The 15,161-nt window shown below is 66.0% G+C and carries 12 protein-coding genes; 6 read left to right on the forward strand and 6 right to left on the reverse strand.

The window, feature by feature from the left end; genetic code table 11:
* Positions 1-106: 106 nt before the first annotated feature.
* The 6 genes from cysW to AC3WG5_RS12520 all read right to left on the reverse strand — a co-directional run bounded on the left by cysW (position 107) and on the right by AC3WG5_RS12520 (position 8,139).
* Complete coding sequence (cysW, locus tag AC3WG5_RS12495) at positions 107-982, reverse strand: sulfate ABC transporter permease subunit CysW (RefSeq protein ID WP_492568919.1); 876 nt, start codon at positions 980-982, stop codon at positions 107-109.
* A complete protein-coding gene (gene cysT / locus AC3WG5_RS12500; RefSeq protein WP_492568920.1) occupies positions 982-1,818 on the reverse strand; it encodes a sulfate ABC transporter permease subunit CysT in 837 nt (278 codons plus the stop codon). Before cysT ends, cysW begins: the two co-directional genes overlap by 1 nt.
* A gap of 243 nt (positions 1,819-2,061) precedes the next feature.
* Positions 2,062-3,066, reverse strand: a complete 1,005-nt coding sequence (locus AC3WG5_RS12505) for a sulfate ABC transporter substrate-binding protein (protein WP_492568921.1) — start codon at positions 3,064-3,066, stop codon at positions 2,062-2,064.
* A 114-nt stretch (positions 3,067-3,180) separates the two neighbouring features.
* Positions 3,181-4,662: a methyl-accepting chemotaxis protein gene (locus AC3WG5_RS12510; protein WP_492568922.1), complete on the reverse strand. Its 1,482-nt coding sequence runs from the start codon at positions 4,660-4,662 to the stop codon at positions 3,181-3,183.
* Between the two features lie 171 nt (positions 4,663-4,833).
* A complete protein-coding gene (gene pta, locus AC3WG5_RS12515) occupies positions 4,834-6,921 on the reverse strand; it encodes a phosphate acetyltransferase (RefSeq protein WP_492568923.1) in 2,088 nt (695 codons plus the stop codon).
* A gap of 15 nt (positions 6,922-6,936) precedes the next feature.
* Positions 6,937-8,139: an acetate/propionate family kinase gene (locus AC3WG5_RS12520; protein ID WP_492568924.1), complete on the reverse strand. Its 1,203-nt coding sequence runs from the start codon at positions 8,137-8,139 to the stop codon at positions 6,937-6,939.
* A gap of 530 nt (positions 8,140-8,669) precedes the next feature.
* Here AC3WG5_RS12520 and AC3WG5_RS12525 point away from each other — a divergent pair.
* From AC3WG5_RS12525 to AC3WG5_RS12550, 6 genes are all read left to right on the forward strand, one after another.
* Entirely contained in the window at positions 8,670-9,779 is a 1,110-nt protein-coding gene (locus AC3WG5_RS12525) for an aromatic ring-hydroxylating oxygenase subunit alpha (RefSeq protein WP_492568925.1), read from the forward strand.
* A 67-nt stretch (positions 9,780-9,846) separates the two neighbouring features.
* Positions 9,847-10,374 (forward strand): hypothetical protein, encoded by a 528-nt coding sequence (locus AC3WG5_RS12530; RefSeq protein WP_492568926.1) that lies wholly within the window; start codon positions 9,847-9,849, stop codon positions 10,372-10,374.
* The gene (locus tag AC3WG5_RS12535) at positions 10,371-11,255 is read left to right on the forward strand and encodes a DMT family transporter (protein WP_492568927.1); all 885 of its coding nucleotides are present in this window, start codon (positions 10,371-10,373) and stop codon (positions 11,253-11,255) included. Before AC3WG5_RS12530 ends, AC3WG5_RS12535 begins: the two co-directional genes overlap by 4 nt.
* 32 nt (positions 11,256-11,287) lie before the next feature.
* The gene (locus AC3WG5_RS12540; RefSeq protein ID WP_492568928.1) at positions 11,288-12,175 is read left to right on the forward strand and encodes a DMT family transporter; all 888 of its coding nucleotides are present in this window, start codon (positions 11,288-11,290) and stop codon (positions 12,173-12,175) included.
* Between the two features lie 36 nt (positions 12,176-12,211).
* The gene (locus AC3WG5_RS12545) at positions 12,212-12,568 is read left to right on the forward strand and encodes a SpoIIAA family protein (protein ID WP_008953873.1); all 357 of its coding nucleotides are present in this window, start codon (positions 12,212-12,214) and stop codon (positions 12,566-12,568) included.
* A 57-nt stretch (positions 12,569-12,625) separates the two neighbouring features.
* Positions 12,626-14,929: a Tex family protein gene (locus AC3WG5_RS12550; protein WP_492568929.1), complete on the forward strand. Its 2,304-nt coding sequence runs from the start codon at positions 12,626-12,628 to the stop codon at positions 14,927-14,929.
* Positions 14,930-15,161 lie beyond the last annotated feature (232 nt).

Genomic DNA, 15,161 nt, shown 5'->3' on the forward strand with positions numbered 1-15,161 from the left:
TTGCTCTCCTTAGCCACGCTCCGGCGCGGCTAACAAAAATCAGTGCCACGGCTCCTGCCGGGTGCGCCATCCAGAAGGCGACGCAACAACGCAGGAGGCCAGCTTGTCAGTCGCGCCGAGCGCGCCATTCCACCCAGCTCTTCACCACCAGGGTCAGCAGCGCCAGCATGGCCAGCAGCGAGGCCACGGCGAAGGCGGCGGCGAAGTTGTACTCGTTGTAAAGAATCTCGACGTGCAAGGGCAGGGTATTGGTCTCGCCGCGGATATGGCCGGACACCACCGACACCGCGCCGAACTCGCCCATGGCGCGGGCGTTGCTCAGGATCACGCCGTAGAGCAGCGCCCAGCGGATATTGGGCAGGGTGACGTGCCAGAACACCTGCCAGCCGCGCGCGCCCAGCACCACCGCCGCTTCTTCCTCCTCGCGGCCTTGCGCCTGCATCAGCGGGATCAGCTCGCGGGCGATGAACGGCACGGTGACGAACACCGTCGCCAGCACGATGCCGGGGATGGCGAAGATGATCTTGATGTCGTGCGCCGACAGCCACGGCCCGAACCAGCCGTGGTTGCTGAACACCAGCACGTAGACCAGGCCCGCCACCACCGGCGACACCGAGAACGGCAGGTCGATCAGCGTGATCAGGAGCTGCTTGCCGCGGAATTCGAAGCGGGTGATCGCCCAGGCGGCCGCCACGCCGAACACCAGGTTGAGCGGCACCGAGATCGCCGCCGCGCTCAGCGTCAGCCAGATCGCCGAGCGCGCATCGGGCTCGGTCAGCGCCTCGAGATAGGTGCCCCAGCCCTTGGCCAGGGCCTCAACGAATACCACCGCGAGCGGCAGCAGCAGGAACACGGCGAAGAAGCCCAGCGCCAGCACCAGAATGCTGCCCTTGATCCAGGTGTTCTCGCGGGTGGCCTGGCGGCTTTCCAGCAGCGCGGCGCGGTCGTGCTGGGCGTACAGATTGCTGACAGTTGCACTCATTACGCGCTCCTCCCGCTACGTTTCGCTTGCCACGCCTGCAGCCCGTTGATCGCCAACAGCAGCAGGAACGACACCACCAGCATCACGCTGGCAATCGCCGTGGCGCCGCGGTAATCGTATTGTTCGAGCTTGCTGATGATCATCAGCGGGGTGATTTCCGACACCATCGGGATGTTGCCGGCGATGAAGATCACCGAGCCGTACTCGCCGACGGCGCGCGCGAAGGCCAGCGCGAAACCGGTCATCAGCGCCGGCTGCAGCGCCGGCAGGATGACGTGGCGGAAGGTCTGCCAGCGGTGGGCGCCGAGGCTGGTGGCGGCTTCTTCCAGCTCGGTGTCGAGGTCTTCCAGCACCGGCTGCACCGTGCGCACCACGAAGGGCAGGCCGATGAACACCAGCGCCACCAGCACGCCGAGCGGGCCGAATGCCACCTTGATGCCCAGCGGCTCGAGATGGCGGCCGATCCAGCCGTTGCCGGCGTAGAGCGCGGTGAGTGCGATGCCGGCCACCGCGGTGGGCAAGGCGAACGGCAGGTCGACCAGGGCATCGACCAGTTTCTTGCCGGGAAAGCGGTAGCGCACCAGCGACCATGCCAACATCAGGCCGAACACGCTGTTGATGGCGGCGGCCAACAGCGCCATGCCGAAGCTCAGGCGGTACGAGGCCAGCACGCGCGGTGCGGTGACGGCCTGCCAGAACGCGTCCAGCGGCATGGCGGCGGTCTTGATGAACACCGCCGCGAGCGGGATCAGCACGATCAGCGACAGGTAGCTGATGGTGTAGCCCAGTGACAGCGTGAACCCCGGCAAGACGCGCGGGAGGGTGGCGGATTTCATGCGCTACCTCCCTTGTTTGGTGAACGATCGGACATATGGCGGCTCCCCCTTAATAACCGAAACCAGCATATGAGCAGTTCCCTTATTCTAAAAATAAGGAATTCTTCGATGCTTATTCGAATTCCAGAAAAGGGAATCGGGCAGGTGCCGATAACCGGAATGCCTGTCGATAACAAAAAAACACGCCGGTCGGGCGACGCGGCGTGATGAAGTGGAGAACGGCTGAGCGGAGGCGGCGTCGGCTTAGCGGGCCTGGATCTGATCGAACACGCCGCCGTCGGCGAAGTGGGTCTTCTGCGCCTTGGTCCAGCCGCCGAACAGCTGGTCGATGGTGAACAGTTTCACCTTGCTGAACTGGCTGGCGTACTTGGCGGCAATCCTGGCGTCGCGCGGACGGTAGTAGTTCTGCGCTGCCAGCTCCTGGCCCTCCGGGCTGTACAGGTACTGCAGGTAGGCCTCGGCCACCTTGCGCGTGCCGTGCTTGTCGACCACCTTGTCCACTACGCTGACCGGCGGCTCGGCCAGGATGGAGACCGAAGGCGTGACGATGTCGAACTTGTCCGGACCCAGCTCCTTGGTGGAGAGGTAGGCCTCGTTTTCCCAGGCCAGCAGCACGTCGCCGATGCCGCGCTGGGTGAAGGTGACGGTGGCGCCGCGCGCGCCGGAATCCAGCACCTTGACGTGCTGGTAGACCTTCCTGACGAAGTCCCTGGCCTTGGCGTCGTTGCCGCCCGGCTGCTTCAGCGCGTAACCCCACGCCGCCAGGTAGTTCCAGCGTGCGCCGCCGGAGGTTTTCGGGTTCGGCGTCACCACGTCCACGCCCGGCTTGATCAGGTCGTTCCAGTCGTGGATGCCTTTGGGGTTGCCCTTGCGCACCAGGAACACGATGGTCGAGGTGTACGGCGAGGCGTTGTTGGGCAGGCGCTTCTGCCAGTTCGGCGGAATCAGCTTGGCTTCGGTGTTCAAGGCATCCACGTCGTAGCCCAGCGCCAGCGTCACCACGTCGGCCTCCAGGCCGTCGATCACCGCGCGCGCCTGCTTGCCTGAGCCGCCGTGCGACTGCTTGACGCTGACGGTTTCACCGGTCTTGGCCTTCCAGTACTTGGCGAAGGCGGTGTTGAAGTCCTGGTACAGCTCGCGCGTCGGGTCGTAGGAGACGTTGAGCAGGGAGACGTCGGCCAGGGCCGGGGTGGCAGCGCCCAGCAGGACGAGGGTGGAGGCCAGAACGGTGAAGGTGCGCAAGGACATGGTGCGGTTCCTGTTTCGGTTTGGAATGGTCACCACTGTAGCCACGCCGTTTTGTTTCCCGAACCAAGAAAAACGGCAAAGCAAATTCCTTGCGCTGATTTGGCGCCGCGCGGTTCAGGCGGTCCGGTGCTGGAACTGGGTGACGCTGGCGCCCAGCTCGTCGATCAGGCCGTCGAGGCGGTGCGTGGCGTCGGCGATGGTCTCGGTTTCCGCCGTCAGCGTGCGCGTGGCTTCCCCCATCGCCGTGATGGTGCCGGCAAACTGCACGAAGCCCTGGTTCTGGCTGGCCTCGGCGCTCGATACCTGCCGCAGCAGCCCGCCCAGGCGGTGGGTGTCGCCGATGATGCCGGCGAGCCTGTCCTGCGCCGCCAGGGCGTGGCTGCGTCCGGCCTGCATCTGGGTGTTGCCGTCGCGCATGGCGTCGACCGACTGGTTGGTGCCGTCGACGATGAGGCGGATCTTCTGCTCGATGTCGAGCGTGGCGCCCTGGGTTCTTTCGGCCAACTTGCGCACCTCGTCCGCCACCACGGCGAAGCCGCGTCCCGATTCGCCGGCGCGCGCCGCCTCGATCGCGGCGTTGAGCGCCAGCAGGTTGGTCTGCTCGGCAATGTCGCGGATCAGCTGCACGATGCCGCTCACCTCGGCGCTGCATTTTTCCAGCGCCTCGAGCCGGCTGGCGGCGTGCGAGATCACCTGGCCGGCCTGGTTGAGCTGGTCCACCGCCTGGTCCATGGCCCGCCCGCCCAGGCTGGCGGCCTGGCCGGCGTCTTCCGCCATGCGCGTGGCGCTGATCGACTGCTCGGTGTTTTCACCGGTGACCACCGCCATCTGCTGCGCCGACACCACCATGTCTTCGGTGCGCTGGCGCTGCTCGGCCATGGTGCGTGCCATCAGCGTGGTGCTGCTGGCGATCTCGCGGCTGGCCGAGGCGGCGGCGTGGATCGAGCGCCTCACCTGCTCCATCATCTGCTGCATGGCCTGGGTGGCGCGTTCGGCTTCGGTGCGCGCCGTTTCCAATTTCTGGAAGCCCTGCGCCTTGGCCTTGTCGAAGGCCCAGGCCAGGCTCAGCACCACCAGCGACAGGCCGGCCAGCGACTTGGCCAAGAGCCTGGGATGCTCGTCGGCGGGAATCGGCACCTCGGGCAGGGCGCCCGGATCGCTCTCGAGCAGCAGGAACAGGCCGATGGCGAGCAGCGTCAGCAGCGTCCACGCCACGCCCGAGCGCCGCCCGCCGACGAAGATCGCGGTGAACGGAATCGAGGCGTACCACACCACGCTGGACGACAGGATGCCGCCGTTGACGTAGCCCATCCAGCCCACCAGCGCGAACATGCAGCCGATGGTGAACTCGGCGGTGAAGCGGATGGCGCCGGTGAGCTTGAGCAGCACCGGGCCCAGCAGCAGGCCGGCGCCGCCGGCCAGGAGACCCCAGGCCATGGCCGGGTGGTGCAGCTCGAAATAGGACAGCGCGAACACCGGCACGATCAGGCCGGCCAGCAGCCCGACGCTGATCACGGTGCGGGCGCGGATGGCCAGCTCGTGCGACTCGCGCACCCGATCCGGAATGAACCATTCGGTAATGTGGCGGATAGCCATGTTGAATCCTCCCGTTCCTCGATTGTTATGTCGTTGTTTGTTGTGTGTTTTTCGGGGCGTGCAAACGTAAAAAAACCCGCCGCATCAATCTAAAACAAGTGTTTGATTGATGCAACGGGTCGAGCCGCGGCGTGGTGTGTTTTCACCACGCCTGGCGGGGGTGGGGCGGCTTCAGCCGGCTTGCTGGTCGGCCTGGATCGCGGTCAGCGCGATGGTGTAGACGATGTCGTCGACCAGCGCGCCGCGCGACAGGTCGTTCACCGGCTTCCTCAGCCCCTGCAGCATCGGGCCGACGCTGACCACGTTGGCCGAACGCTGTACCGCCTTGTAGGTGGTGTTGCCGGTGTTGAGTTCGGGGAACACGAACACCGTGGCGCGGCCGGCCACCGGGCTGTCCGGCGCCTTCTGCCGGCCGACGCTCTCCACGCTGGCGGCGTCGTACTGCATCGGGCCGTCGATGATCAGGTCGGGGCGCTTCTCGCGCGCCAGCCGCGTCGCTTCGCGCACCTTCTCCACGTCGTCGCCGCTGCCGGACGAGCCGGTGGAGTAGGAGATCATCGCCACGCGCGGCGGGATGCCGAAGGCGGCGGCGGAATCGGCCGACTGGATGGCGATGTCGGCCAGTTCGTCGGCGCTCGGGTCCGGGTTCACCGCGCAGTCGCCGTAGACCAGCACCTGCTCCGGCATCAGCATGAAGAACACCGACGATACCAGTTTCGCCTCGGGCGCGGTCTTGATCAGCTGCAGTGCCGGGCGGATGGTGTTGGCGGTGGTGTGCACCGCGCCCGACACCAGGCCGTCCACCTCGTCCAGCGCCAGCATCATGGTGCCCAGCACCACGTTGTCCTCCAGCTGCTGCTCGGCCATCGGCGCGTTGAGGCCCTTGTTCTTGCGCAGTTCGATCATCGGCTCGATGTAGCGGCCGCGTACCTCGTTCGGGTCCATGATCTCGATGTCTGCCGGCAGGGCCACGCCCTGCGCCTCGGCCACCTGTTCGATCTCGGCGCGGCTGCCGATCAGCACGCACTGCGCGATGCGCTTCTCGTGGCAGATCGCGGCGGCCTTGATGGTGCGCGGCTCGTTGCCCTCCGGCAGCACGATGCGCTTGTTGGCCTGGCGCGCCTTTTCCATCAGCTGGAAGCGGAACGCCGGGGGCGGCAGACGGTGCTCGCGCGGCGCGCCGACACGGTTGCGCAGCGCCTTGGCGTCGAGGTGCTCGGCGACGAAGGCGATCACCTGTTCCATGCGCTCCAGGTCGTCGGCCGGCACCTGCAGGCTCATATTGGTCAGCAGGCTGGTGGTCTCCAGCGTGTTCGACTCCGAAGCCAGCACCGGCAGGCCGCTGGTGAAGGCCTGGTGGCACAGCTGCTGGATGCGCGGATCCGGCATCGCGTCGCAGGTCAGCAGCAAGCCGGCCAGCGGCACGCCGTTCATGCTGGCCATGGCGGTGGCGAGCACGATGTCCTCGCGGTCGCCCGGCGTCACGATCAGCGCGCCCGGTTTCAGCAGGTGCACGATGTTGGGCACGGTGCGCGCGGTGATCACGGTGCTGCGCACGCGGCGGCGCGTCATCTGGCCGGCGTGCACCAGGCGCGCCTTGAGATAGTTGGCCACGTCCAGCGTGCGCGGCGCCAACAGCTCGGGTTCGAGCGGAATCGCGCCCAGGAGCGGCAGGCGGTTGTGCTGCAGCGCCTGGCTCGACTCCAGGATCTCCAGCGCCATCTGCGCGGTGTCATGCTGCTTCGAGACGCGGTTGAGGATGTAGCCGGCGGTGCTGCCGTGGTCGCCGCCGAACGCCTGGATGCTGATTTCCAGCTGTTCCGCGATCTCGTGGCTGGCCAGCTTGTCGGCGGCGCCGACCAGGATGGTTTGCGCCTGCAGGTTGCGTGCGATCCGGGTGTTGAGGAAGGTGGAGTAGGGGTGCTTCTGGTCCGGCACCAGTCCCTCCACGATCACCACGTCGACGTTGCGGGCCGCCTGCTGGTACAGGCTGACCACCTCTTCCATCAGCTGGTCGACCTGGCCCTGGCTGAGGAAATGCTCCACCCGCTCCATCGTGAGCGGCTCCGGCGAGGCCAGGTGACAGATGGCGCGGGCGAAGTGGGTGGAGCGCTCGGGTTCGTGATGGCCGGCACCCTGGGCGATCGGCTTGACGAAACCGACGCGCAGCCCGGCCTGCTCCAGCGCGCGGATCATGCCCAGCGCCACCGAGGTCAGCCCGGCGTCAAAGCCCAGCGGGGCCAGAAAGAAGGTCTGCATGAAATCGTTCCTGTCTTAGCGGGTGAGGGCGGCGGGCGTGGCCAGGGCGGCGGTGTCCAGCGCGATCATCAGTTCTTCGTTGGTGTTGATCACCAGCGCCGGCACCGAGCCCGGCGCGGTGATGCAACCCGCCTGGCCGCGCACGCAGCGCTGGTTGGCGGCGGCGTCCAGTCGCAGGCCGAGGAAGCCCAGCAGCTTGACCACGCGTTCGCGCAGGTAGGACGAGTTCTCGCCGATGCCGCCGGTGAACAGCACCGCGTCGAGCCGGCCCAGCGCCACCGTCAGCGCGGCGATCTGCTTGGCCAGGCGGTAGCTGAACACCTCCAGCGCCAGCTGCGCGGCGCCGTCGCCGGCCAGGGCGGCGTCTTCCAGTTCACGGCAGTCGCTCGACAGCTCCGACAGACCCAACAGCCCGCTCTGCTTGTTCAGCAGTTCGGTAATGGCGTTGACGTCGAGCTTCAGCTCGCTGGCCAGGTAGCCGAACAGCCCCGGGTCGACGTCGCCGGAGCGCGTCCCCATCACCAGCCCTTCCAGCGGGGTCAGTCCCATCGTGGTGTCGACGCTCTTGCCGCCGAGGATGGCCGCGGCCGAGGCGCCGTTGCCGAGGTGGGCGCAGACCACGGCGATGTCCTCGAGCGGCTTGCCCAGCATGCGCGCTGCTTCGGCGCTGACGAAGCGGTAGCTGGTGCCGTGAAAGCCGTAGCGGCGCACGCCGTGCTCGCGGTACAGCGCCATCGGGACCGGGTAGAGGTAGGCGCGCTGCGGCATGCTCTGGTGGAAGGCGGTATCGAACACCGCCACCTGCGGCAGGCCGGGGAAGCAGGCGATGGCGGTGCGGATGCCCAGCACGTGGGCCGGGTTGTGGAGCGGCGCCAGGCGGGCGCAGTCTTCGATGGCGGCGATCACCTCGTCATCGATGAGGGTGGAGGCCTTGAAGCGTTCGCCGCCGTGCACCACGCGGTGGCCGATGGCCTGCACGCTGTCGAACAGTCCGCGCCCTTGCAGTTGGGCGAGGATGGCACGCATCGCCGCGGCATGGTTGCCTTCGGCCAACGTCTGCACCGTTTTCTCGCCTTGATGCTTGAAGGTGATCTGGGCGTCGTCGAGCCCCAGCTTTTCGGCGAGGCCGGTCAGGCTGGCGTGCTGGGTGGTGGTGTCGATGAGGGCGAATTTCAGCGAGGAGCTGCCGCAGTTGATGACGAGAATGCTCGAACTCATAGGCTTAGTCTTGCAAATTACGGGTGAATGATAAAAAAACGCGTCTCCCGTGGTGTTTCGACAAACAGTCGGCTCGCAGGCCGCGGCCTGGGCCGGCGGCGGCGTGTCGTCCCCGTGGCATGGCTGCCCGCCGGTGTGTGTTGGCGGGTAGTGCCTGCAGGGCGTGGCCCGGTGGCGGTTGTGTTACGGCACCTGGCGTGACTGTGTCGAAGTGTGTGCGGCGCAGACTATAGCACATAGTCTGATGCCAATGTTGCGCTGCATCAAATGTACAAGACTCTGATTTGTTGCGGGAAAAAAGGGTAAATTGGATTTGTGGCGCAACGATGCCGGAAATTGGCGAGAAGGCCCCCTCTCCGCGTCTTCTGGCGCGGTAAAAAAAGCTTGCCGGGGCAGGGGAATGGGGGCACAATCCCGGCCTCGGACCCGGCAGGGTCCTTTGTGTTTTTTTGAATCTGTTCCGTAAACTCGTCTTCTTAACAGCGAGATTCGGCTGGTCTTATATCTTCTTCCACGGAGGTGTGGGAATAATGTCTGATCTGGCTTCACCGCAGTTGCTTCAAGCGTCTGCCGCTCAGCTACCCGTTTATACCTATTTCGACCCGGCGTTCTACGAACTGGAGCAAAAGCTGCTGTTCGCCGATGCGCCGCAATACTACGGCCACGAACTGATGGTGCCCAACGAAGGGGACTACCAGACGCTGGCCTGGATGGACCACGGCAAGATGCTCAAGCGCGTCGACGGCGAGGTCAAGCTGATCTCCAACGTCTGTCGCCATCGCCAGGCCACCATTTACCAGGGGCGCGGCAACGGTAACCACATCGTGTGCAATCTGCACGGCTGGACCTACGACAAGGGCGGCAGCCTGGTCGGCGCGCCGCACTTCCCGCAGACGCCGTGCCTCAACCTGGGCCAGACCGCGCTCACCAGCTGGAACGGCCTGCTGTTCGACGCCCGCCGCGATGTCGCCGCCGACCTCGCCAAGCTCGCCGTGGCCAAGCACCTGAGCTTCGAGGGCTACGCCTTCCACAGCGCCCACGTCACCGAGTACGACTTCAACTGGAAGACCTTCATCGAGGTCTACTCCGAGGATTACCACGTCGATCCGTTCCACCCCGGCCTTGGCCACTTCGTCGACTGCGGCGACCTCAAGTGGGAATGGGGCGACCAGTACCACGTGCAGACGGTCGGGGTGAAGAACAAGCTGGCCCGTCCCGGCTCCAAGGTCTACGGTGCCTGGCACGACGAAGTGCTGCGCCGCTTCGCCGAGCGGCAGCCGGAATTCGGCGCGATCTGGCTCACCTACTACCCGAACATCATGATCGAGTGGTATCCGCACGTGCTGGTGGCCAGCGTGGCCATTCCGCGGAGCCCGGAGAAGTGCACGGTGATCACCGAGTTCTACTATCCCGAAGAAGTGGTGTGGTTCGAGCCGGAATTCATCGAGGCCGAGCAGGCGGCGTACTTCGAAACCGCCAAGGAAGACGACGAAATCTGCTATCGCATGCACCAGGGGCGCAAGGCGCTGTGGCTGCGCGGCGAGAGCGAGGTCGGTCCCTACCAGTCGCCGACCGAAGACGGCATGCAGCACTTCCACGAGTTCTACCGGCGCCTGATGGGCGAGCACCTGGCTGGCTAAGCCCGGTGATTCGGTGCACAATGGCGAGGCGCGGATTTCCGCGCCTTTTTGTTTATCCGATCCGGTAATGCCTGCTACCTCCCGCCTTCTCGCGCTGTTCCTGCTGCTGTTCGCCGTTGCGGCACAAGCGGCCTATCTCGACCCGCTCGACCGCCTGAGCTTCACCGTCCCGACCGGCTGGAAGGTGCGCGTCACCCGCGTCGATGGCGTGCGCACGCTGCGCGTGGTGCCGCCCAAGGCCGACGAGCGCGAACGCGCGGCGATCAGCGTGGAAATCCACCGGCGACACCTGGCGCGTGGCGAAACGCTGGAAACGTTGGCCGAACGCTACCGCCGTGCCGACGGCGATCGCGAGGCTGCCAGTCTGGTGCGATGGGTGCCGACCGCCGGACGCCTCACCGTGAGCTACCGCGAAGGGCAGTTCGTTTCCGACAGCCTGTGGATCATCCGCCGCAATCTGCAGGTGTTCCTGCTGACCGGCCAGCACGACGTGATCGAGGCGCGCTGCGCCGCCAATGCCTCCGAGTACCACACCTACCGCCGCGCGCTGGAGTCGGTCTGCCTGTCGCTGGTGGTGCAGAAGGGCCGCTCATGAACCGGGTCGTGGCCTGGGCTCCGGGTTGGCAGCGCTTGCGCAGCGGCCGCCTGGGGGCCGGCTGGATGGTGGTGGCGGCGCTGTTCTTCGCGCTCATGGGCGTCTTCGTCAAGGTCGGCGGGCGCTCCTTCGGCGCGCTTGAACTGCTGTTCTACCGCACCCTGTTCGGCGCGCTGATGCTGGGCGGGGTGATGGTGGCGCGCCGGCGCAATCCGCTGACGCCCAACTGGCGCGGGCACCTGCAGCGCAGCCTGATCGGCTACGTGTCGATGGGCTTGCTGTTCTACGCGCTGACGCACCTGCCACTCGCCACCGCCATCACGCTCAACTACACCTCGTCGCTGTTCTTCACCCTGATCTGCCTGGTGCGGCTGAAAGAACCGCTGACGCGCACCGCGGCGCTGGCCCTGGCGGTGGGGTTTGGCGGTATCCTGCTGCTGCTTCGGCCAACCTTTGCCAGCGACATGTGGTTTGCCGCCGCCATGGGGCTGGCCTCCGGCGCCAGCGCCGGATTCGCCGTATTCCAGGTGCGTGAACTCGGCAAGATGGGCGAGGCGCCGTGGCGCGTCGTGTTCTGGTTTTTCGCCATCTCCTCGGTGTTCGGTGCGGTACTGCTGCTGCTCGGCCCCGGCTTCACCCCGTTGAGCGCGGAGACCTTCTGGCCTCTGCTGGGTGTCGGTGTCACCGGCATGTGCGGCCAGCTCGCGATGACCCGCGCCTACAAGGACGGCAGCAAATTCCTGGTGGCGAGCTTCGCCTACCTCACGGTGGCGTTCTCCGCGGTGCTGGGGGTGCTGCTGTGGGGCGACGTCCTGCCGCTCGAGGCGCTGGCCGGCATCCTGCTGATCGTTTTTTCCGGGGTGCTGGCGGCACGCCGCTGAACCCGCTTCGTCCAATCCTTTACTATTGCAACATGATGAAACCTACCGAGCCGGCGCTGGCCGCTCCCGACGTTCCCGTTTCCCGCTGGCGCCTCGGGTCGGCGTGGATGGTGGTCGCCGCGCTGTTCTTTGGTCTGATGGGGCTGTTCGTCAAGCTGGGCGCCCAGCATTTCTCCTCGACGGAACTGGTGTTCTGGCGCACGGCCTTCGGTACCCTGACGCTGGGTGTGGCGGCGTGCTGGCGCCGTGAGCGCTTCGTCACGCCGCATCTGCGCTACCACGTGCAGCGTGGACTGATCGGCTATGTCTCGCTGCTGCTGTACTTCTACGCCATCGCCCACCTCCCGCTGTCCACGGCGGTCACGCTCAACTACACCTCGCCGTTGTTCCTCGCCCTGCTGTCGGTGCTGGTGCTGCGCGAACGCCTCTCTTCCAGGGCTGTGGCCGCACTGGCGCTGGGCTTCGTCGGCGTGGTGCTGCTGCTGCGGCCCACGCTGGCCGGCGAGCGCTGGGAGGCGGGCTTGCTCGGCCTGGGCTCCGGCCTGCTCGCCGGCTGGTCCTACCTGCACGTGCGCGAACTGGGCCGGCTGGGCGAACCGGAATGGCGCGTGGTGTTCTACTTCGCGCTGATTTCCACTGTCGGCGGCGCCGTCCTGATGCAGTTCGACCGCTGGCATGCCGTCACCGCCACCAACGTCTGGCTGCTGCTGGGGCTGGGCCTCACCGCCACGGTGGCGCAACTGGCGATGACGCGGGCGTACAAGGTCGGCCGCAAGCTGGTGGCGGCCAATCTGTCCTATCTGACCGTAGTGTTTTCCACCCTGCTGGGCGTGCTGGTGTGGCAAGATAGCCTGACGCTGGCCAGTTTCGTTGCGATGACGTTGATCGTGATCAGCGGCATCCTCGCCAGCCGGCGCTAGAATAACAATGAGTCCCCTCACCTCAGGAGCAAAGGCATGATCTCCATTCGCGAGCAGGATTACGGCCTCGATGTGGCCTTGTTCAACGAATTCACCCTGGAAGACTTCAAGGAGCTCGAGGTGGCATTGATGAAGCGCATTGCCGAGCATGGCAAGCCCGACATCTTCCTCGACCTCTCGGAGCTGAAGGATTTCACCATCGACATGGCGGTCGAGGAATTACGCTTCGTCCGCGCGCACGACAAGGAGCTCGGGCGCGTCGCCATCGTGGTCGAAGACGTCTGGATCAAGCTCGCCGCGCACATCGCCGGCCTGATGTCGCACACCAAGGTACAGTACTTCGACACGGCCGAAGCCGCCCAGGCCTGGCTGGCGGGGCCTGTCGCCGCTTGATTTTGCGGGCAGACGGGCTACAGTATCGGCTTTTTTCCGACGACAAGAACAAAGCCGATGTTGCCTAGCATTGCCCGCCGCCTCGCGGCAGAACTCAACGTCCGCGAAGCCCAGGTGGCTGCCACGGTCGAACTGATTGACGGTGGCGCCACCGTTCCCTTCATCGCCCGCTACCGCAAGGAAGTCACCGGCGGGCTCGACGACACCCAGCTGCGCACGCTGGACGAACGTCTGCGCTATCTGCGCGAGCTCGACGAGCGCCGCGACGCCATCCTCAACAGCATCACCGAGCAGGGCAAGCTCACCCCCGAGCTGCAGGCCGCGTTGTACGGTGCCGACAACAAAACCACGCTGGAAGACCTCTATCTTCCCTACAAGCCCAAGCGTCGCACCAAGGCCCAGATCGCCCGCGAGGCCGGGCTCGAGCCGTTGGCCGAAAGCCTGCTGGCCGACCCGTCGCAGGACCCGTCGGCCGCGGCCGAGGCGTATGTCGACGCCGACAAGGGCGTTGCCGATGCCAAGGCGGCGCTCGACGGCGCGCGTGCCATCTTGATCGAACGCTTCGCCGAAGACGCCGAACTGCTCGGCCGTCTGCGTGACAAGCTGTGGGGCGAGGGCGAGCTCGCCGCCAGTGTGGTGGCCGGCAAGGAAGAAGAGGGCGCCAAGTTCTCCGACTACTTCGCGCACCGCGAGCCGATCCGCTCCACCCCGTCGCACCGCGCGCTGGCGCTGCTGCGTGGCCGCAACGAGGGCGTGCTGTCGGTCGCCATCAAATACCAGCCGGACGAAACGCCGATCACCGAACGCTCCGCCTACGAGCAGCTCATCGCCGCCCACGTCGGCGTGCACGACGCCGGCCGCCCGGCCGACAAGTGGCTGCTCGACACCGTGCGTCTGACCTGGCGCGCCAAGATCTTCCTGTCGCTCGAGCTGGAACTGGTATCGCGGGTCAAGGAAGCCGCCGACGCCGAGGCCATCAAGGTGTTTTCGGCCAACCTGCACGATCTGCTGCTGGCCGCCCCCGCAGGCCAGCGCCCGACGCTCGGCCTCGACCCGGGGCTGCGCACCGGCACCAAGGTCGCGGTGGTCGACAACACCGGCAAGGTGGTCGCCACTAGCACCATCTACCCGCACGCGCCGCGAAACGATTGGGATCGTTCCATCGCCGAGCTGGCGGTGCTGGCGGCACGCCACAAGGTCGAGCTGATTGCCATCGGCAACGGCACTGCCAGCCGGGAAACCGACAAGCTGGCGCAGGATCTGATCAAGCGTCACCCCGAACTCGGTCTGACCAAGATCGTGGTGTCCGAAGCCGGTGCCTCGGTGTACTCGGCGTCCGAACTCGCCGCCAAGGAATTTCCCGACCTCGACGTCAGCCTGCGCGGCGCCGTCTCCATCGCGCGCCGCCTGCAGGACCCGCTGGCCGAACTGGTCAAGATCGATCCCAAGTCGATCGGCGTCGGTCAATACCAGCACGACGTCAACCAAAGTCAGTTGGCCCGCGCGCTGGACGGCGTGGTCGAAGACGGCGTGAACGCCGTCGGCGTCGACGTCAACACTGCCTCCGTACCGCTGCTGGCGCGGGTGTCCGGCCTCAATAGCACGCTGGCCGCCAATATCGTCAGCTACCGCGACCAGAACGGTGCCTTCCGTACGCGCAGCCAGTTGCTCAAGGTGCCGCGTCTGGGCGACAAAACCTTCGAGCAGGCGGCGGGCTTTTTGCGCATCACCGGCGGCGACAATCCGCTCGACGCCTCGTCGGTGCACCCCGAGGCCTACCCCGTGGTGGAAAAGATCGTCGCGCGCTGCGGCCGCGAAGTGAAGTCGCTGCTCGGTGACACGACCTTCCTCAAGGCGCTCAAGCCGCACGACTACACCGACGAGCGTTTCGGCGTGCCTACCGTCATGGACATCCTGAAGGAACTGGACAAGCCTGGTCGTGACCCTCGGCCCGAGTTCAAGACCGCCACCTTCCAGGAAGGGGTGGAAGACCTCAAGGACCTGGTGCCGGGCATGGTGCTGGAAGGCGTGGTGACCAACGTCACCAACTTTGGCGCCTTCGTCGATATCGGCGTACACCAGGATGGCCTGGTGCACATCTCCGCGCTGTCCAACAAGTTCATCGACGACCCGCGCAAGGTGGTCAAGGCCGGCGACGTGGTCAAGGTCAAGGTGCAGGAGGTCGACGTCAAGCGCCGCCGCATCGCGCTGACCATGCGCCTCGATGACGAAGTCGGAGACGGTTCCCGTCCGTCGTCCCGCGCCGACGCGCCGCGCGGGCGCGACAATCGCAAGCCGGCAGCGCAGCCAGCGGGCGACACCGCCATGGCGGCCGCCTTCGCCAAGCTGCGCCAGCGCTAAGCCGTCGCAGTCGATCAAGTGTCGCGAAACGACGCCGTCCACGAAGTTCGTGGGCGGCGTTTTTTTAACTTTTCCTTTGTTCGCCAGGGTCTTACCTGTAATCGGGATGGGGGGAGGACATTTCCTCCCAAAAAGTGTTGACGGGGTGGGGGTGCGGGCGTATAGTTCGCCTCCTCAGCTGACGCAGCGACGGAAACGACGCAGTCAGCACCGCTCTTTAACAAACAGAATA

Source organism: Pseudogulbenkiania sp. FW507-F1 (assembly GCF_058781125.1).